This window comes from Citrobacter sp. wls826, assembly GCF_005281245.1.
Taxonomy (GTDB): Bacteria; Pseudomonadota; Gammaproteobacteria; order Enterobacterales; family Enterobacteriaceae; genus Citrobacter; species Citrobacter braakii.
In genome coordinates this window covers 286,966-306,746 of sequence record NZ_SZWS01000061.1, presented here as the reverse complement: position 1 = coordinate 306,746, position 19,781 = coordinate 286,966, and the positions used below count along the sequence as shown (strand labels likewise).

The window sequence follows — 19,781 nt, the reverse complement described above, 5'->3', positions numbered from 1 at the left end:
CCCCGACCGTTGGCGGCGCGTTTGTCGTCACCCTCGCCGCCACACTATGTGGCCTGTTACTGGGCGTGGTTGCCGGCGCAACGCACGGTTTGCGCTCCGCGGTGCTGAACCACATTCTGGACACCCTGCTCTCGATCCCTTCGCTGCTGCTGGCGATTATTGTGGTGGCCTTTGCCGGACCGCATCTGACACACGCGATGTTTGCCGTCTGGCTGGCGCTGCTGCCGCGCATGGTACGCTCCGTCTACAGCATGGTGCATGACGAGCTGGAAAAAGAGTACGTTATCGCCGCTCGCCTGGACGGCGCAACCACGCTCAATATCCTGTGGTTTGCCGTTCTGCCCAATATTACCGCCGGACTTATCACTGAAATCACCCGTGCGCTGTCGATGGCGATTCTGGACATCGCCGCGCTGGGTTTTCTCGACCTTGGCGCACAGTTGCCGTCACCAGAATGGGGAGCCATGCTTGGCGACGCGCTGGAGCTGATTTATGTCGCACCCTGGACGGTTATGCTGCCAGGTGCGGCGATTATGATAAGCGTGCTGCTGGTTAACCTGCTGGGTGATGGCGTGCGCCGGGCAATTATTGCGGGGGTGGAATAATGCCATTACTGGATATCCGCAACCTGACCATTGAATTCAGAACCGGCGACGACTGGGTGAAGGCGGTTGACCGCGTCAGTATGACCCTCAATGAAGGTGAAATCCGCGGACTGGTTGGCGAGTCTGGATCGGGCAAGAGCCTGATCGCCAAGGCCATTTGCGGCGTCGCTAAAGATAACTGGCGCGTAACCGCAGACCGCATGCGCTTTGATGATATCGATCTGTTGCGCCTTTCCGCGCGTGAACGACGCAAGCTGGTCGGCCATAACGTTTCCATGATCTTTCAGGAACCGCAATCGTGTCTCGATCCGTCTGAGCGCATTGGACGACAACTGATGCAAAATATTCCGGCATGGACTTATAAAGGCCGCTGGTGGCAGCGTATCGGCTGGCGTAAACGCCGCGCGATTGAACTCCTGCACCGCGTCGGGATAAAAGATCATAAAGATGCGATGCGCAGCTTCCCGTATGAGCTGACCGACGGCGAATGCCAGAAGGTGATGATCGCAATCGCCCTGGCTAATCAGCCGCGTTTACTGATTGCCGACGAACCAACGAACGCGATGGAGCCAACCACTCAGGCGCAAATTTTCCGCCTGCTGACCCGGCTGAACCAAAACAGCAATACCACCATTTTGTTGATCAGCCATGACCTGCAAATGCTCAGCCAGTGGGCTGACAAAATTAACGTGATGTACTGTGGGCAAACGGTGGAAACTGCGCCCAGTAAAGAGCTGGTGACTATTCCGCATCATCCTTATACCCAAGCGTTGATTCGCGCCATTCCTGATTTTGGTAGCGCAATGCCGCACAAAAGCCGCCTGAATACCATGCCAGGAGCCATTCCATTGCTGGAACAATTACCTATCGGCTGTCGTCTGGGGCCGCGCTGCCCTTATGCTCAGCGCGAATGTATCGAAACCCCAAGACTGACCGGAGCAAAGAATCATCTCTACGCCTGTCATTTCCCGTTGAACATGGAGAGAGAGTGAGATGGTAGAAACCCTGCTCGAAGTTCGTAATCTGAGCAAAACCTTTCGCTACCGGACGGGATTATTCCGCCGTCAGACCGTTGAGGCCGTTAAGCCGCTGAGCTTTACCCTGCGCGAGCGTCAGACGCTCGCCGTCATAGGTGAAAATGGTTCCGGTAAATCTACGCTGGCGAAGATGCTGGCCGGTATGATTGAGCCCACCAGCGGTGAGCTGCTGATTGACGATCACCCGTTAAAATATGGTGATTATTCATTCCGTAGTCAGCGTATCCGTATGATTTTCCAGGATCCATCAACGTCGCTTAACCCACGGCAACGTATTTCGCAGATCCTCGATTTTCCGCTACGTCTGAACACCGACCTCGAGCCTGAACAGCGTCGCAAACAGATCATCGAGACCATGCGCATGGTCGGTCTGTTGCCTGACCATGTGAGTTATTACCCGCATATGCTGGCTCCGGGACAAAAACAGCGTCTGGGCCTTGCCCGAGCGCTCATTTTGCGACCCAAAGTCATTATCGCCGACGAAGCCCTGGCCTCTCTGGACATGTCGATGCGTTCGCAGCTCATCAATCTGATGCTGGAATTACAGGAAAAACAGGGGATTTCATATATCTATGTGACTCAGCACATCGGCATGATGAAGCACATCAGCGATCAGGTATTAGTCATGCACCAGGGTGAAGTGGTTGAACGCGGCAGTACAGCAGATGTTCTGGCCTCGCCGTTGCATGAGCTGACCCGTCGCCTGATCGCCGGTCATTTCGGCGAAGCGCTTACCGCTGACGCGTGGCGAAAAGATCGCTAGCAGATGCAGCCCTCCTCAACCGGAGGGCAATTTTGCAATCAGTGACAAACATTTGGTAAGAGCAGTGTATCAACCTCGCTAAACGCGACCGAAGGGAAAAGGGATCCCTGCATCACCCAAACACCAGCCGCGCCTACTTCGTCGATAAGCTGTTTGGTTTCCACGCCCTCCACCGCAATGCGGTCGCAATATTCGCGGATGTTTTTAATTAGCACCGGGAACATCGGTTTTTCAGCCTGATCCAGGAAAAAACCACGATCCAACTTCACAACATCAAAACGACCGCAAACCAGCGGACTGGCCCCAATGCTGCCGGAGCCCAGATCGCCCAGCCATAATGCGTTTGGACCGTCACAAAGTGAATTAATCAGCAGATTATTCAGACATACGGTATTCGTCAGAAAACGCTCTGAAAGTTCCAGGGCGACAAAAGGCATGGCATGTAGCGCCGATTTGACGCTCGGGTCGCCAATTGCCAGCAGCGCCATTTCATCAATGAGGTTCAGAGTACAGAAAAGGTTGTGGCTCTCAAACCAATTACGCTTTTCGGCAATTAAGCGAATTTGCTCGAGCATGAAATTACGTTTTTGTTCGCTATTCCACGCTGAAATGATGAACTCTGGATGTATCGGCGAAACCGTATCTGAAGCAAACCGGACGCTCATCTCAACACCCAGTAACGTATCAGTTGTGTCTCTCATCGGTTCCGCGATGAAATGATAGTGCATAAGACCACTCCAATTGATCATAACTTCCTGATAATGCACTTTTAATCACAATCAATCAATAATAACGATCAATGTGTCAATATTGATCGATAAAAACAATATATCATAACGAACTGAATACGGTCATATTTTTTGTTTTAAGAAAGTTCCTACATTGCTATGTTTTAAAACATAAGCTAGCAGTTAATAATACCATTGAGATGCCTTTAAAGCCTTGTGTTTTCTCCATCCCCCGCGCTTCGCAGAATGAATGAGACTTAACCAGGGAAAGTGTTATAACCCTCATGTGTAATGAAAAGTGATTATCAGTAAGGGATGATAACTATTCTACAAGGCACAAAGAGTGGGATATAATTGCTGCCCCATTTCGAAACACCTTCAAATTGTGATCATAACTCATTGATTGCTAAAAATAAGCAATGACCATAAGGATTAAAGCTATGGGTTTTCTTTCCGGTAAGCGCATTCTGGTAACGGGTCTTGCCAGCAAACTGTCCATCGCCTGGGGTATCGCTCAGGCCATGCATCGCGAAGGGGCTGAACTGGCGTTCACCTACCAGAATGACAAACTAAAAGGCCGCGTCGAAGAATTTGCAGCTCAACTTGGTTCCAGCATCGTACTGCAGTGTGATGTGGCGGAAGACGCCAGCATTGATGCACTGTTTACCGAACTGGGCAAAGCCTGGCCGAAATTCGACGGTTTCGTGCACTCCATTGGTTTTGCGCCCGCAGACCAACTGGATGGCGACTATGTGAATGCAGTCACCCGCGAAGGCTTCAAAATTGCTCATGACATCAGTGCTTACAGCTTTGTGGCGATGGCAAAAGCCTGCCGTTCCATGCTGAACCCAGGCTCAGCGCTGCTGACGCTATCCTATCTGGGCGCAGAGCGCGCCATCCCTAACTACAACGTGATGGGCCTGGCAAAAGCCTCACTGGAAGCGAACGTCCGCTATATGGCTAATGCGATGGGTCCTGAAGGCGTGCGTGTGAACGCTATTTCCGCCGGTCCTATCCGTACACTCGCCGCTTCCGGCATTAAAGATTTCCGTAAAATGCTGGCGCATTGTGAAGCGGTTACGCCGATTCGCCGCACTGTAACCATTGAAGATGTGGGCAACTCCGCAGCATTTTTGTGCTCCGATCTTGCTGCCGGCATCTCTGGTGAAGTCGTTCACGTCGATGGTGGCTTCAGTATCGCGGCAATGAACGAGCTGGAACTGAAATAATCGTAAGTCTTCTATGGGCGGTCTTGCCCCGCCCATGACTCTCCTCTGCCCGTCGCCATATATGCTTTTCTGATATTTATTATCACGGAACAATCTTTCATCCCCTCTTCTGCTTACGTCAGGATATTGCAGCGCAAACGATCCGGCGTAGTAGTAGACGACGTGTCCGGGTCGCCACTTTTTAGACCAAGGACCGCCCATGGAACAACGCCGAATTGAAGGCAAAAGCCACTGGTATCATGAGACGCAATCCAGCAAGCATCCGCAAGATATTCTGCCGCTGGTGCCGGAAGCCGCTCATGTCGACGACTGCTTTTTACTGGATCTGGCGATACCTGATGACGCCCTTTTGCCTTTTCAATCCTGGTTAATCCCTGCCCGTAAACTTGCCCAGGTTCTCTTCCCGGTTCACGTAAACCTGAATCAGATGCACACATTCAGCGCCTATGAACGGATGAGTACGGCGCTTACCGTCGCTCAGGTGTATGGCGTCCAGCGATTGTGCAATCACTATGCCGCGCGGTTAACACCGCTTCCTGGTCCTGACTCGTCACGGGAAAGTAACCATCGGCTGGCGCAAATCACCCAATATGCTCGCCAACTTGCCAGCTCTCCTGACGTGATAGGCGCACGCGATCGCCAGCATCTGGATGCGGTCGGGCTGACTACCAGCGATAGTATTTTGATGAATCAAATCATCGGCTTCGTCGGTTTTCAGGCCCGGACCGTGGCTCTGTTTCAGGCCTGGTTTGGACATCCGGTGCGCCGAATACCGGGGCTGGATATACAGCAATTCGCTCACGCTTCGCCATTTAGTGCAACAAACGCTACCTGGCACGCTGCGCCATTCCCAATCGAAAAATATCCTGCTCAGGACGAGACGAAGGCCAGACATTTTCCCGCTGAACTGCAAGCGTTGGTGCCATTACTGATTCATTCACCGGTCATTTTAGATTTATTCACGACACTGATTTCCAGTACCCGGCGCAGCGCAGTACCGGTGCAGGCATTTTCACTGGCGGCGCTAATGACCTCACGGATTAACGGCAGCGTGGCCTGCTTTAATGAACAGGCACATACAGCCAATGAATTAGCCAATGTTATCGCCCTGCTTCGCCAGGAGGAACGTGAATTACAGCGCTGGGAACAGCGACATCCGGTTGAGCGCGTCACCCTGCAGGCGGTACAATGGCTAACCCGAGCGCCCGACCGTTTTAGCGCCGCGCTGTTAACCCCTTTGTTCGATCAGGGCATCTCTTCTGAACAAGCGATTAACCTGCTGGCCTGGAGCGGATTGTGCGGATGGTTGAATCGCTTGAAAATCGCGCTGGGCGAGACTTATTAACCGATCCACTTACTGAAAGAGCGCTTGCCGCAACTGAGAGAATCGCGTAAAACTGTCAGCCGCTCTTTTAGCCACGAAAATAGACAATTATGCTTCAGGACAACCCGCTGCTAGCGCAGCTTAAACAGCAACTGCATTCCCAGACGCCACGTGCTGAAGGGGTGGTAAAAGCCACGGAAAAAGGCTTTGGCTTCCTGGAAGTCGATGCACAAAAAAGCTATTTCATTCCACCGCCGCAGATGAAAAAAGTGATGCATGGCGACCGCATTGTTGCGGTTATCCATACAGAAAAAGATCGTGAATCTGCCGAGCCGGAAGAACTGATCGAACCCTTCCTGACGCGCTTCGTGGGTAAAGTTCAGGGCAAAAATGATCGTCTGTCCATTGTGCCGGACCATCCGTTACTGAAAGAAGCGATCCCTTGCCGTGCCGCCCGCGGCGTTGAGCACGATTTTAAAGAAGGTGACTGGGCCGTCGCTGAAATGCGTCGCCACCCGCTGAAAGGCGATCGCACCTTCTATGCCGAGTTAACCCAATTTATCACTTTTGCTGATGACCACTTTGTCCCGTGGTGGGTCACGCTGGCACGCCATAATCTCGAAAAAGAAGCGCCGGACGGTGTGGCAACTGAGATGCTGGATGAAGGTCTGGTTCGTCAGGACTTAACCGCCCTCAACTTTGTCACCATCGACAGCGCCAGCACCGAAGATATGGACGATGCGCTTTATGCTGAAGAGCTGGCCGACGGCAAACTGCAATTAACTGTCGCCATTGCCGACCCTACGGCCTGGATTGCAGAAGGCAGCAAGCTGGATAAAACAGCAAAAATTCGCGCGTTTACTAACTATCTGCCGGGGTTCAACATCCCGATGCTACCACGCGAACTGTCTGACGATCTGTGCTCTTTACGCGCGAACGAAGTGCGTCCGGTTCTGGCTTGTCGTATGACCATCGCCGCGGATGGCGCGATTGAAGACAACATCACCTTCTTCGCAGCGACGATTGAGTCGAAAGCGAAGCTGGTCTACGACAACGTCTCCGACTGGCTGGAAGGCGCCGGCGACTGGCAGCCTGCAAATGACGCGATTGCTGAACAAATCCGTCTGCTACACCGTATTTGCCTGAGCCGCGGTGAATGGCGTCATAACCATGCTCTGGTATTTAAAGATCGCCCGGATTACCGTTTTGTTCTTGGTGAAAAAGGTGAAGTCCTGGACATCGTCGCTGAGCCACGCCGCATCGCAAACCGAATCGTAGAAGAATCCATGATTGCGGCAAACATTTGCGCCGCCCGCGTGCTTCGCGACAAGCTCGGCTTCGGTATTTATAACGTCCATATGGGATTCGACCCGGCCAACGCCGACGCTCTGGCCGCGCTGCTAAAAACCCATGGTATGCACGTTGATGCCGAGGAAGTCCTGACGCTGGAAGGTTTCTGCAAACTGCGCCGCGAGCTGGATGCGCAGCCTTCTGGTTTCCTCGACAGCCGAATTCGCCGCTTCCAGTCTTACGCTGAAATCAGTATCGAGCCAGGACCGCACTTTGGGCTGGGTCTGGAGGCTTATGCCACCTGGACCTCTCCTATTCGTAAATATGGCGATATGATTAACCACCGCCTGCTTAAGGCCGTCATCAAAGGTGAAACCATCGCCCGCCCTGGGGATGATACCACGGTGCAAATGGCGGAACGTCGTCGCCTGAACCGGATGGCTGAGCGCGATGTGGGCGACTGGTTATATGCCCGTTTCCTGAGTGACAAAGCCGGGACCGATACCCGCTTTGCGGCCGAGATAATTGACGTTAGCCGCGGCGGTATGCGCGTACGTTTAGTTGATAATGGCGCAGTCGCATTTATTCCTGCCCCATTCCTGCACGCCGTTCGGGACGAGCTGGTATGCAGCCAGGAAAGCGGCACGGTGCAAATTAAAGGTGAAGTGGTTTACAAAGTCACGGATGTGATTGACGTAACCATCGCCGAAGTTCGCATGGAAACCCGCAGCGTTATCGCGCGTCCAGCCGCGTAACTCGTATCAATCCAGCGACCTTTCTCATTTTGTGAAAGGTCGTTTCTTTTTTCCGCCCAAATTCCCACCACCGCACTACACTTCTTTCATTCGGTCAATTTTATTTTTTTACTTTTTTCAGTTCCGCTGGCTTTGCTTTTTACGGATTCTGGATTAAACATAAATATATAAAAAAAACAATACGTTCAGCCATAATCACCCCGAATGAATCATGGCTACCCATACTTTTGAGGCTCTATGCGCTTTAAACGGGATAGTACACATGATGAAAGACGTCCGGGAGCTGGTTACGTTGTATAGCTATGTGGGCACTCATAACCCCTACTGGCGTTTGTCAGAGGATTGCAACATCCTGCATTTCTCTATCGACGAAGCGTCAGAAGCTGATCAGACCATCGAATTATTACCTGAACAAGCCGATCGCATTCGCGAGATGACGGTGATCACGTCAAGTCTGTTAATGACGTTGCCCATTGAAGATGACGACATTCCCGTGCATCTGGTCGGTCGAAAAATCAATAAGCGCGAATGGGCTGGTAGCGCATCCGCCTGGGATGACACCCCTTCCGTCGCCCGCGATCTGGCCCACGGCCTCTCTTTTGCCGAACAAGTCGTTTCCGAAGCCAATTCCGTTATTGTCATTCTTGACCGCATGGGCAACATTCAGCGGTTTAATCGCCTGTGCGAAGAGTACACCGGCCTCAAAGAACGTGAAGTCATTGGTCAAAGTGTATTCACATTATTTATGAGCCGTCGTGAAGCAGCGGCTTCACGGCGCAATATTGAGGTCTTTTTTCGCGAAGGTAACTCGTATGAGGTTGAACGCTGGGTCAAGACCTGCAAAGGCCAGCGTCTGTTTCTGTTTCGCAATAAATTTGTGCATAACGGTAGCGGAAAGAACGAAATTTTTCTGATCTGTTCCGGGACCGATATCACTGAAGAACGCCGCGCGCAGGAACGACTGCGGGTGTTAGCGAATACCGACTCCATCACTGGATTACCAAACCGCAACGCAATTCATGAACTGATCAGTAATGCGATTGAGAACGCGGGCGATACGCAGATCGGTATTGCGTACCTCGATCTGGATAACTTCAAAAAGGTAAACGATGCCTACGGGCATATGTTTGGCGATCAGCTACTACAAAGCGTGTCGCTGGCAATCCTCAGTTGCCTCGAAGACAACCAGATCCTGGCGCGGTTTGGCGGCGATGAATTCATTGTTCTTGCCACCGAAACATCCCAGGGCACACTGGAAGCCACCGCATCACGCATTCTGACGCGTCTGCGCCAGCCCTTCCGCATCGGTCTGATTGAAGTCTATACCGGATGCTCTATTGGTATATCCCTCGCACCTCAGCATGGTCAGGACTGCGAGAGCGTCATTCGTAACGCGGATACAGCCATGTACACCGCGAAAGAAGGCGGCCGTGGGCAGTTTTGTGTTTTTTCTCCGGAAATGAATCAGCGGGTATTTGAATATCTGTGGCTGGATACTAATCTGCGTAAGGCACTGGATAACGATCAACTGGTTATCCATTATCAGCCAAAGATAACCTGGCGCGGTGAAGTGCGCAGCCTGGAGGCGCTGGTTCGCTGGCAATCTCCGGAACGCGGCCTCATTCCACCGCTGGAGTTTATATCCTACGCCGAAGAATCGGGGCTCATCGTCCCGCTGGGGCGTTGGGTTATTCTCGACGTTGTGCGCCAGGTCGCGAAATGGCGTGACAAGGGAATAAACCTGCGCGTGGCGGTAAACGTTTCTGCCCGCCAGCTCGCCGACCAGACGCTTTTTACCGCACTTAAGCAGGTGCTTCACGAGCTCAACTTTGAGTATTGCCCCATCGATGTTGAATTAACAGAAAGCAGTTTGATAGAAAATGAGCAACTGGCGTTGTCAGTCATTCAGCAGTTTAGCCAGTTAGGTGCGCAAATCCATTTGGATGATTTTGGTACCGGTTATTCGTCGCTGTCTCAACTGGCCCGCTTCCCGCTAGATGCCATTAAACTGGATCAGACCTTTGTCAGAGAGATCCACAAACAATCCATTTCACAATCGCTGGTACGGGCCATAGTTGCGGTAGCACAGGCGCTCAACCTGCAGGTCATCGCCGAAGGCGTGGAAAGCGCGAAAGAGGATGCGTTTCTGACCAAAAATGGCGTCAATGAGCGTCAGGGGTTTTTATTCGCCAAACCAATGCCAGCAGCCGCATTTGAACGTTGGTATCGCCGCCACCTGAGTAAAAAACTGCGCTAATGCAGAGAGAATGAAGGCGATAAATAGCCATAAATGGACATTACATGACGACGCTATCCGCATGTAATCACAGAATATATAATATTCTTCAATCGTTCAGGTTAATACTATTTTTCCCTTCTCTTTTGCCATGAAATTCTGCATCATGAAATTCAAACTCTATTGCCATTAGGATGACGACCATGTCTGATATCGACGCTCAGCGTCTGGCCGAACGTATTGATACCGTGCTGGATATCCTCGTTGCAGGTGATTACCACTCAGCCATCCACAATCTTGAAATTTTGAAAGCTGAACTGTTAAACACGGTCAAAGAAGATGCCGAATCTTTGGCGAAAAAGCAGAAGGCGCCATGGGAGATCTGATGACAGTGATCTTTTGATGTCGCTGCTATCAGCAACTGCAGATAATGCAGTTTCCGTTTAATTTCCGATACGATATCGCAATAAAATTAATACTATGAATTCCCGACAACAATCTATTTTGCAGATGGTGACCGATAAAGGTCAGATGAGCGTCGCCGATCTGGCAAAAGTCACCGGTGTCTCCGAAGTGACGATTCGACAGGATCTGAACACGCTGGAAAAACAGAGTTACTTACGCCGAGCCCACGGTTTTGCTGTTTCATTGAACAGCGATGATGTTGAAACGCGCATGATGACTAATTTCACTCTGAAACGTGAACTGGCTGAATTCGCTGCATCTCTGGTCAGTCCAGGCGAATCCGTATTCATTGAGAATGGCAGCAGCAATGCACTTCTGGCCAGAACGCTGGCAGAGCAAAAAGATGTCACCATCATCACCGTGAGCAGCTACATTGCTCATCTGCTCAAAGAAACGCCCTGTGAAGTGATACTTCTCGGTGGAATTTACCAGAAAAAAAGTGAGAGCATGGTCGGCCCCTTAACTCGCCAGTTTATCCAGCAGGTACACTTCAGTAAGGCCTTTATCGGCATTGACGGCTGGCAAGCTGATACCGGTTTTACCGGACGCGATATGATGCGTTCTGACGTGGTTAACGCGGTGCTGGAAAAAGGCGCAGAAGTTATTGTGTTGACCGACAGCTCAAAATTCGACGCCATTCACCCTTACACGCTGGGTCCATTAGAGCGATTCAGCCGCGTAGTAACGGACTCCAGACTCAGCGCCAGCGTACAAATGCAGCTCGAACATTCAGGATTAATCGTCAATATCATTGATGCCCACGCATAAAATCTTCAGTAGATGGTTTGTCAGCAGACAAATCATCTGCTCTCTGAGAGTTATCTGACAATCCAATTAAGACTTTTTACCTGTCGTTAACAGGATAAAGTCGTAAAATTAATGTTAGCGATATAACAGGAACGAACCTCCAACTTCAGGATAGTGTTTGTAATGACTTCGCTAAACGGTTTCACGGAAATATCTTCGATAGTCTTAATTTGACGCTATCCTTAAAGAACACTGGATTCCGTGAATCAATAATTCAGGAGAAAGTATTATGTTAGTAACGAGCAAAAAAATGACCGCTGCCATTCTGGCGATTACTCTGGCAATGTCGCTGAGTGCCTGCTCTAACTGGTCCAAACGAGATCGTAACACCGCAATCGGTGCTGGTGCAGGTGCAATAGGTGGTGCAGTCCTGACTGACGGTAGCACGCTGGGTACGCTGGGTGGTGCTGCAGTAGGTGGTATTATTGGCCACCAGGTGGGTAAATAATCTACGGTTAAACGGCTCGATATAATAATACGTTTACTTTTTCAGGTCTGTATTATAAAAAAGCCACGGAAATTTTCCGTGGCTTTTTTATTAACCGCCAGCCAGTTTAACTTTCATTCCTTTAGCTTCCAGCAGCGATTTAATCAGGTCGCGTTTATCCCCCTGAATTTCAATCACGCCATCTTTCACTGCTCCACCGCAACCACACTTTTTCTTCAGTTCTGCGGCTAATTTGGTCAGTTCGGCATCGTCTTGATCAATACCGGTAATCAGGCACACGCCCTTCCCTTTGCGACCACTGGTCTGGCGCTGGATACGAACAATGCCATCGCCTTTTGGACGCTCAGGCGCTGTTTTCGGTTCATCAATACGCCCGGAGTCGGTAGAGTAGACCAGACGAGAGTTTGAGTCGTTCATTTACGCACCTCGTTTCAGGGAAGCATTGATCATATTCAGCGTCTGCGCGGGATCAGCCGACTGGGTGACCGGACGACCAATCACCATGTAATCCACACCTGCTAACTGCGCCTGTTCCGGTGTCATAATACGACGCTGATCGCCCGCCTCGCTGCCTTCTGGACGAATCCCCGGCGTCACCAGCTTAAATGCCTGGCCCAACGCCTGCTTGAATCGCACCGCTTCCTGAGCTGAGCATACGACACCATCCAGACCACAATTCTGGGTTAAGCGCGCCAGTCTTTCAGCATAATCCGCAGGTGACAACGTCACGCCGAGATCGGCGAGGTCGCTGGCTTCCATACTGGTCAGAACCGTCACGGCAATCAGCAGCGGCGCGTCCTGGCCAAAAGGCACTAAGGCTTCACGGGCTGCAGTCATCATACGCGCCCCGCCAGAAGCGTGAACGTTAACCATCCAGACACCAAGTTCAGCAGCAGCGGCAACTGCATGTGCGGTGGTATTGGGAATATCATGAAATTTCAAATCAAGAAAGATGTCAAAACCACGCTGTTGTAGATCGCGAACCAACTGAGGTCCAAAAAGCGTGAACATCTCTTTGCCCACTTTCAAACGGCAATCACGAGGATCAATTCTGTCGACAAAAGCTAATGCTTTATCACGATTAGAATAATCGAGAGCGACAACGACAGGAGAATCGGTAACAGCACGAGAAGAAGATGAAGCAGTAAACGTCATGACCAGACCTTCTTGAGGATGGGCGCCCACGGCGGCGCGAAATGGGTAAACGGCGTGCATTCTACCTGCGGTAATAGAAAATTAACAGGCGCGATTACATTTCTGCCAGGCGAACCGGCAACGGAGGTTGAGGATGGATCTATTACACATCAACAGTATGTTGTAACTAAAATGAGTTTTTTTTAAAAATTACAGCCCATCAAGTCCGCGAATGGGCTTAATGGTTGACCATGAACGGCAGGATGGACAGTGCCAGTACAGCGTATACGCCGTAAAACCGCACTTCTGGCAGCGGTAGCGCGGTTTACTGCGTACCTGCTCTCCGACCATATCGCGCAGAACCATCAGGCTCTCTTTGGCACGCCCTTCTTCGGCTTCGTGGAGATGATAATCCATCAGCTTGTGGAACACGCGCATCGTAGGATGACGTTGCAGCTGACGAGTGATATAGACCTGAGCGGTATCAGCCCCCTCACGCGCCTCAAGAATATCAGCCAGCATCAGTTCGGCGGCGGCACCAGTATTCTCCTCGACGGCCCGACGTAAAAACTCCGCCCACTCATCGTTTTTCCCCAGATGCTGGTAGCAGCTTTGCAGCATTTCCAGCGTTTCGCTGACCAGCTCTTTGTCCTGGGAAATGACCCGTTGCAGGCTTTCAACCGCCTTCGCGTAATCACCTTTTTCCATGTACACGCGACCCATCATGATGGATACACGTGCACTGTTTTTGTCTGCCGCGGCGCCTTTTTTCAACAGCGTCATGGCGCGATCCATATCGTCGCTGCCCATTTGCTGTAAGGCCAGTTCGCAGTAGAAGTGGGCTATCTCATTACGCTGCTTGTCTTTGCCGAGTTTTACCAGACGCTCTGCTACATCAATGGCTTTTTGCCATTCGCTGGTGGCCTGATAAATTTGCAACAGTTGCTGTAATGCGCCAACCCGAAAATCAGTTTCATCGGTAAGCTGATTGAACATGTCTTCCGCGCGGTCGTACAGTCCCGCGGCCATGTAGTCGCGCCCCAGCTGTTGCACGGCCAGCAAACGCTGCTCGTAGGTCAGCGAGGCACTTTCCATTAACGTTTGATGGATGCGGATTGCGCGATCGACTTCACCGCGAGAGCGGAACAGGTTTCCGAGGGTGAGATGAGCCTCAACGGTGCCTGTGTCCTCTTTTAGCATATCAAGGAACAGATCCACCGCTTTATCTTGTTGGTTGCTCAGGAGGAAGTTAACCCCGGCGACATAGTCACGAGAAAGACGGTTAGCTTCATCCTGCTTGGTTTGTTGCGCACTTCTGCGACCCATATACCACCCATAGGCAGCGGCTACAGGTAAAAGCAGAAACAACAACTCCAACATAAATAATTATTCCTTCACAACCGACGAATCGGCAGATACCGCAACGTCGGTCGCAGGCGCAAGCTGGTTTTCCAGTCGTTTGATTTTACGTTCGGCGCGCGCAAGAGACACACGAACCTTCAGCCAGAAAAGGCCGCAAATTAGCCAACCAATCGCAAACCCTGCGGCAAACAATACAGCAAGCAGCGTAGAGATACGATACTCACCCTGAGCCAGCAGGTAATTAAACGTAACCTGTTGATCGTTTTGCGCACCCAATGTCACCGAAATAACAAAAATCGCCAACACCAGTAAGAAAATGAGTAAATATTTCACATTACTTCCCGTTATGTGGTTTGAGCGAATAAATCGTGTCCAACTTACCGCGTTGAGCCCTTTAAATTACCATTTTCACAACGAGTGCGAAACGGAAAAGCGCTTTCCACTTTCTGATTTGAGGGCAAAATTTGAAAAATCAATCATCGCTAGCTTTCTTGTTCTCGCTGCGCGATTTCTTTTTTCTCCTGCACTGGTGGGGTTAATGGTCCGCATACCCGCTGTGCAAGCCAGGTTGCCAGCGTCACCAGCAGCCACGAAATCAGCGTTGCCACCACCAAATCACGGGGCCAGTGCATGCCTAACAGCAAGCGGCTGCCCATCACGCCGGTCGCCCAGGTCAGCAAAAACACAATCGTCAGCGTACGTCTGCGCGGCCATAACAGCCCTACGCCCAATAAAGCCCAACTGGCGGCAAACATCGTATGTCCGGACGGAAAGGCAAACCCCGTTTCTTTTTGCCAGTGCTTGCGTAAAAACGTTGGAATATCCTGCTGTTCAGCCAATTGTTCTTTGACTAAATGCCCACGATCTTTACGTTTTAAAGTGTAGAACTCATCAACCGGAATATGGTGCGTTTTTTCCAGCCACACGACAAAAGGTCGCGGTTCTTGCACCCTGTCTTTTACCCAGGACTTCACGCCCTGTCCCACTAAAATCGCTGCGGCCAGAATAGCAAACAACATTACCGCGGCTTTAAGACGAAAACGCAGGCACCACAGAAACCATGCACAAAGCGCAACGTGAGTGATAATTCCCCACGGCTGCGTCACTGTTTCCGTTACCCAGTACAAGGACTTTAACCACCAGACATTGTGCCCCGGCTGCCAGCTCCAGCCTGATACCCATACGGCAACCGGCATGATAAGTAGCAGTCCGGTCCCCACTGCGGTGCGCTTTGCAATAGACAGCATTGCCTCTCCTTTCGTCGATAAGTATCACAATCATAACTGAAAAATTCACACGTCGGGAAAATTGACAATTTTGTGCCATTCCAAAAGCGAATCCGTGGTAGCGATTAGGTGAACGTCGTTGCCTTATGGCAAAATAGTGTAATACAGAACAGAAGCCGAGAGGCGAAGGCACGACGAGTGCCAGCATAATCTGGAGAATTACATGCAGCTTAAACGTGTGGCAGAAGCCAAACTGCCAACCCCCTGGGGTGATTTCCTGATGGTGGGATTTGAAGAACTGGCAACCGGACACGATCATGTCGCACTGGTTTTTGGTGATATCACAGGCCAAACACCTGTCCTGGCGCGCGTCCACTCCGAATGTCTGACTGGCGATGCGCTGTTTAGCCTGCGTTGCGATTGCGGTTTCCAGCTCGAAGCGGCCCTCACCCACATTGCAGAAGAAGGGCGTGGTATTCTGCTTTATCACCGTCAGGAAGGACGCAACATTGGCCTGCTCAACAAAATCCGCGCTTACGCGTTGCAGGACCAGGGTTATGATACCGTTGAAGCGAATCATCAGTTGGGATTTGCGGCAGACGAGCGCGATTTCACGCTGTGTGCCGATATGTTCAAGCTGCTGGGCGTGGATGCGGTACGTTTGCTGACCAATAACCCGAAGAAAGTAGAAATCCTGACCGAAGCGGGAATCAATATTGTTGAACGCGTGCCGCTGATCGTGGGCCGTAATCCAAAAAATGAACATTATCTGGACACCAAAGCCGCCAAGATGGGACATTTGCTGGGCAAATAATCGTTGTCACCGCCTATCAAAAAGCCTGCTCTCGCAGGCTTTTTTGCATTTTAATTCAACATATTACGAATCACGTAGTGCAGAATGCCGTCGTTTTGGTAATACGTTAGCTCCGTCGCGGTATCAATGCGACAGCGACATAGAATCACCTCTTTACGCCCATCTGCGCGTACCATACTCACCGGAACTGTCGCCCCCGGTTTAATGTTTTGTAGGTCCGTAATATCGATCGCCTCCTCACCGGTTAATCCCAGCGTTTTACGCGTGACGCCCTGCGGGAATTCCAGCGGTAAAATGCCCATGCCAATCAGGTTAGAACGGTGAATTCGCTCAAAAGACTCTGCGATAACCACGCGAACGCCCAGCAAACGTGGGCCTTTCGCCGCCCAGTCACGGCTGGAGCCGGAACCATACTCTTTCCCGGCAATCACCGCCAGAGGCACGTTCTCCTGCTGGTATTGCATGGCCGCATCATAAATAGCCACCACTTCGGTTCCCGGCAAATGACGCGTCATGCCACCTTCCACGCCAGGTACCATCTCATTGCGAATACGAATATTGGCAAAGGTACCACGCATCATCACTTCATGATTCCCGCGTCGCGAACCGTAGGAGTTAAAATCTTTACGCTCAACGCCATGGCTTTGCAGATAACGCCCCGCCGGACTGTCTGGTTTAATACTGCCGGCAGGAGAAATATGGTCGGTGGTAACAGAATCTCCGAGCATCGCCAGAATACGCGCACCGTGAATGTCCTGAACCGGATCCGGCGTAGCCTGCATACCATCGAAGAACGGTGACAAACGGATATAGGTCGAGTCAGACTGCCAGCCATAGGTATCAGCGCGATCAACCTGGATTGCTTTCCATTCTGGCGTGCCTTCAAAGACTTCAGCATACTCTTTATGGAACATGGCGGTAGAGACCTGCTCAACGGCGCGGGCAATTTCCTTGGCTGTCGGCCAAATATCTTTCAGATAAACGGGATCGCCTTTTCTGTCATGGCCTAACGGATCTTTCGTCAGGTTGATATTCATATTCCCCGCCAGCGCATAGGCCACCACCAGCGGCGGAGACGCCAGCCAGTTGGTCTTCACGAGCGGATGGATACGACCTTCAAAGTTACGGTTTCCAGAAAGCACTGCCCCAACTGTAAGATCGCCTTTTTTGATGGCTGTTTCGATAGGATCGGGTAAGGGTCCAGAGTTGCCAATACAGGTGGTACAGCCATAACCCACAAGATTAAATCCCAGCTCATCAAGGTACGGAGTGAACCCAGCCTTTGCCAGATAATCGGAAACCACCTTCGATCCTGGCGCCAACGAGGCTTTCACCCATGGCTGACGTTTCAAACCAAGCGTGACGGCTTTTTTCGCCAGCAGCCCCGCCGCCATCAATACGCTTGGGTTTGAGGTGTTGGTACAAGAGGTGATAGCGGCTATCACCACCGCGCCGTCCGGCAGCTTATACTGCTGACCGCTCATGGTATAGTCCACTGGCTGACGGTCTTTCAGCGAGCTATTCACCTCGAGTTCATTACTCGCCGAAAAGGCTTTCGGCACATCAGCCAGCGCCACCCGATCCTGCGGACGCTTCGGTCCAGCAAGGCTTGCCTCTACGCTGCCCATATCCAGCTCCAACGAACTGGTAAACACAGGTTCATCCCCTGGGTTACGCCACATTCCCTGCGCTTTGGCATAGGCATTGACCAACTCAACCTGTTCCTCACTGCGCCCGCTCAGACGCATATACTCAAGGGTAATGTCATCGATCGGGAAGAAACCGCAGGTTGCGCCGTATTCCGGTGCCATGTTCGCAATGGTTGCTCGATCGGCCAGAGGTAAGGTGTCCAGCCCATCACCGTAGAATTCAACGAATTTACCGACTACACCGTGCTTACGCAGCATCTGGGTGACGGTCAGAACCAGGTCGGTGGCAGTGATGCCTTCCCGCAGTTTACCCACCAGTTTAAAGCCCACAACATCCGGGATCAGCATTGAGACCGGTTGACCCAGCATTGCTGCTTCAGCTTCAATGCCTCCAACGCCCCAGCCCAGCACACCGAGACCATTAATCATCGTGGTATGGGAATCGGTACCGACCAGTGTATCGGGATAAGCCACCCACTCACCGTCCTGTAACTCGCTCCAGACAGCTTTGCCAAGATATTCAAGGTTAACCTGGTGGCAAATCCCCGTACCCGGCGGTACAACGCTGAAGCGACTAAATGCCTGCTGTCCCCATTTCAGGAACACATAACGTTCATGGTTACGTTCCATTTCCAGGCGCACGTTTTCTTCGAAAGCATCATCATCACCGAAACGATCCACCGTTACAGAGTGATCAATGACAAGATCCACTGGCGAAAGCGGATTCACTTTTGCCGTATCCCCACCCAGACGTTTCACCGCTTCGCGCATGGCGGCGAGATCGACCACCGCCGGCACGCCGGTAAAATCCTGCATCAGAACACGAGCAGGTCGATAGGCAATTTCTCGATCGGCATGAGCGGTCTTCAGCCAATGCGCAAGCGCATGAATATCATCTTCGGTAACGGAATTACCGTCCTGCCAGCGAAGCAGGTTTTCCAGCAAAACTTTTAGCGATTTCGGTAAACGGGTGATATCACCCAGTGATTTAGCGGCCAGCGGCAGACTGTAGTAACGGTAGGTTTTATCTTTAACCTGCAATGTGTCCTTACTGGCTTCTCGTAGGGTCGACGACATAGCTCCTCCTTAATGACAGGGTTGGATCCCCTGATTTTCCTCAGGGTTAGTATTAAAGATAACACAAACAAAATGTAACGCTTTGATAACAACTCAAATTGATAAAAGTGGAGGGCTACAAAAGGGGCAACTGAAGTATCTGGCGAGGAGAAAGGTTTAAGCGGTCAAGGTTAATACGGTGATAAGCATGGCTCATCACGATTGCCCGGAATAAAATATTTGCAGTACAAGACAACGGACTAATAATAATTATAAAATTCGTATCAATTATTGTTTCTGTTCATCATCATCCGCAAACAGATCGATAAACGCCCGTTGTTCAGGAGAGAGTTTCCAGGTCGCTGGAATATTCGGCTTATTCTCTGCGCTGCGTTGACCCTCTTGTTCATGGTCATCCGGAGATGGCATCACGGTGGAGCGTTGTTCCAGTGTGGACATGACCTACCCCCACACATTCCAGGCCACGAGCGCGACAATAACCCAGAACACGGCAGAGCCAAGAAACACAGCGAACCAGGCTTTACGTTTCATGACGGGATCCCGGCGTGCTGGCTGGTTTCCTGAAGGCATCGCTAACCTCATACTATCGAAATCACTTATCATTTAAGCACCAAACAATCGGTACAATTAATCATCAGATAGGAGGAATCCTAATAAAAAAGGTCAAAAAAAGCCAGTTAATTTTCATACTCGACCTGATAAATAAATTAATTATTTGATCGGTTATAAATATTTGAGAGGGATTTTTGGCGACCTTACTAATTTGAAACTACTTTAGCAAGTGTTTACCATAAACAATATATGGTTAATATATAGAGGAAAAATATTGAAT

20 protein-coding genes are annotated in these 19,781 nt (G+C 50.9%); 11 read left to right on the top strand and 9 right to left on the bottom strand.

The genetic code is table 11. The annotated features are described in order from the left end of the window. From sapC to sapF, 3 genes are all read left to right on the top strand, one after another. Nucleotides 1–605: peptide ABC transporter permease SapC (gene sapC / locus FDW87_RS18965; RefSeq protein ID WP_252363251.1), on the top strand; the 605-nt coding region annotated here is incomplete at its 5' end. Next, the gene (gene sapD, locus FDW87_RS18960) at nt 605–1,597 is read left to right on the top strand and encodes a peptide ABC transporter ATP-binding protein SapD (RefSeq protein ID WP_016153234.1); all 993 of its coding nucleotides are present in this window, start codon (nt 605–607) and stop codon (nt 1,595–1,597) included. The genes sapC and sapD, both read left to right, overlap by 1 nt. 1 nt (nt 1,598) lies before the next feature. After that, on the top strand, nt 1,599–2,405 hold the full coding sequence (gene sapF, locus FDW87_RS18955; protein WP_016153235.1) for a peptide ABC transporter ATP-binding protein SapF: 807 nt from the start codon (nt 1,599–1,601) through the stop codon (nt 2,403–2,405). A gap of 38 nt (nt 2,406–2,443) precedes the next feature. Here sapF and FDW87_RS18950 read toward each other — a convergent pair whose 3' ends face one another. Beyond that, a complete protein-coding gene (locus FDW87_RS18950; protein ID WP_047500365.1) occupies nt 2,444–3,133 on the bottom strand; it encodes an EAL domain-containing protein in 690 nt (229 codons plus the stop codon). Nucleotides 3,134–3,573: 440 nt separating this feature from the next. On the opposite strand from FDW87_RS18950, the gene fabI reads away from it, so the two are divergent. From fabI to osmB, 7 genes are all read left to right on the top strand, one after another. Continuing rightward, nucleotides 3,574–4,362 carry an enoyl-ACP reductase FabI gene (fabI, locus tag FDW87_RS18945; RefSeq protein ID WP_016156642.1) on the top strand — a complete coding sequence of 263 codons (789 nt, stop codon included), beginning with the start codon at nt 3,574–3,576 and terminating at the stop codon, nt 4,360–4,362. A gap of 199 nt (nt 4,363–4,561) precedes the next feature. Then, nucleotides 4,562–5,707 (top strand): carboxymuconolactone decarboxylase family protein, encoded by a 1,146-nt coding sequence (locus FDW87_RS18940; RefSeq protein ID WP_016156643.1) that lies wholly within the window; start codon nt 4,562–4,564, stop codon nt 5,705–5,707. 89 nt (nt 5,708–5,796) lie between these two features. Continuing rightward, nucleotides 5,797–7,731, top strand: coding sequence for an exoribonuclease II (locus FDW87_RS18935; RefSeq protein ID WP_047417275.1), 1,935 nt, complete (start codon nt 5,797–5,799; stop codon nt 7,729–7,731). 265 nt (nt 7,732–7,996) lie between these two features. Continuing rightward, complete coding sequence (pdeR, locus tag FDW87_RS18930; RefSeq protein ID WP_137380058.1) at nt 7,997–9,988, top strand: cyclic di-GMP phosphodiesterase; 1,992 nt, start codon at nt 7,997–7,999, stop codon at nt 9,986–9,988. 182 nt (nt 9,989–10,170) lie between these two features. Beyond that, nucleotides 10,171–10,353 carry a hypothetical protein gene (locus tag FDW87_RS18920; protein ID WP_016153241.1) on the top strand — a complete coding sequence of 61 codons (183 nt, stop codon included), beginning with the start codon at nt 10,171–10,173 and terminating at the stop codon, nt 10,351–10,353. Between the two features lie 94 nt (nt 10,354–10,447). Next, nucleotides 10,448–11,200, top strand: coding sequence for a DNA-binding transcriptional regulator YciT (locus tag FDW87_RS18915; RefSeq protein WP_016153242.1), 753 nt, complete (start codon nt 10,448–10,450; stop codon nt 11,198–11,200). A gap of 268 nt (nt 11,201–11,468) precedes the next feature. Then, complete coding sequence (gene osmB, locus FDW87_RS18910) at nt 11,469–11,687, top strand: osmotically-inducible lipoprotein OsmB (protein ID WP_003020583.1); 219 nt, start codon at nt 11,469–11,471, stop codon at nt 11,685–11,687. Between the two features lie 90 nt (nt 11,688–11,777). Here the strand turns inward: osmB and yciH are convergent, their stop codons facing one another. The 5 genes from yciH to pgpB form a co-directional block, all read right to left on the bottom strand. Beyond that, on the bottom strand, nt 11,778–12,104 hold the full coding sequence (yciH, locus tag FDW87_RS18905; protein WP_016153243.1) for a stress response translation initiation inhibitor YciH: 327 nt from the start codon (nt 12,102–12,104) through the stop codon (nt 11,778–11,780). After that, nucleotides 12,105–12,842, bottom strand: coding sequence for an orotidine-5'-phosphate decarboxylase (pyrF, locus tag FDW87_RS18900; RefSeq protein ID WP_103283778.1), 738 nt, complete (start codon nt 12,840–12,842; stop codon nt 12,105–12,107). A 189-nt stretch (nt 12,843–13,031) separates the two neighbouring features. Further along, a complete protein-coding gene (gene lapB, locus FDW87_RS18895) occupies nt 13,032–14,201 on the bottom strand; it encodes a lipopolysaccharide assembly protein LapB (protein WP_016153245.1) in 1,170 nt (389 codons plus the stop codon). A gap of 6 nt (nt 14,202–14,207) precedes the next feature. Further along, the gene (locus FDW87_RS18890; protein ID WP_006684318.1) at nt 14,208–14,516 is read right to left on the bottom strand and encodes a LapA family protein; all 309 of its coding nucleotides are present in this window, start codon (nt 14,514–14,516) and stop codon (nt 14,208–14,210) included. Between the two features lie 149 nt (nt 14,517–14,665). After that, nucleotides 14,666–15,430: a phosphatidylglycerophosphatase B gene (pgpB, locus tag FDW87_RS18885; RefSeq protein WP_049269475.1), complete on the bottom strand. Its 765-nt coding sequence runs from the start codon at nt 15,428–15,430 to the stop codon at nt 14,666–14,668. A gap of 202 nt (nt 15,431–15,632) precedes the next feature. On the opposite strand from pgpB, the gene ribA reads away from it, so the two are divergent. Further along, nucleotides 15,633–16,223, top strand: a complete 591-nt coding sequence (gene ribA, locus FDW87_RS18880) for a GTP cyclohydrolase II (protein ID WP_016153247.1) — start codon at nt 15,633–15,635, stop codon at nt 16,221–16,223. Between the two features lie 50 nt (nt 16,224–16,273). Here the strand turns inward: ribA and acnA are convergent, their stop codons facing one another. From acnA to FDW87_RS18870, 3 genes are all read right to left on the bottom strand, one after another. Then, nucleotides 16,274–18,949 carry an aconitate hydratase AcnA gene (gene acnA / locus FDW87_RS18875; protein WP_016153248.1) on the bottom strand — a complete coding sequence of 892 codons (2,676 nt, stop codon included), beginning with the start codon at nt 18,947–18,949 and terminating at the stop codon, nt 16,274–16,276. A gap of 267 nt (nt 18,950–19,216) precedes the next feature. Continuing rightward, nucleotides 19,217–19,387: a hypothetical protein gene (locus FDW87_RS21095; RefSeq protein ID WP_016156649.1), complete on the bottom strand. Its 171-nt coding sequence runs from the start codon at nt 19,385–19,387 to the stop codon at nt 19,217–19,219. 3 nt (nt 19,388–19,390) lie between these two features. Continuing rightward, nucleotides 19,391–19,531: a YmiA family putative membrane protein gene (locus FDW87_RS18870; protein WP_213083732.1), complete on the bottom strand. Its 141-nt coding sequence runs from the start codon at nt 19,529–19,531 to the stop codon at nt 19,391–19,393. Between the last annotated feature and the right edge of the window lie 250 nt (nt 19,532–19,781).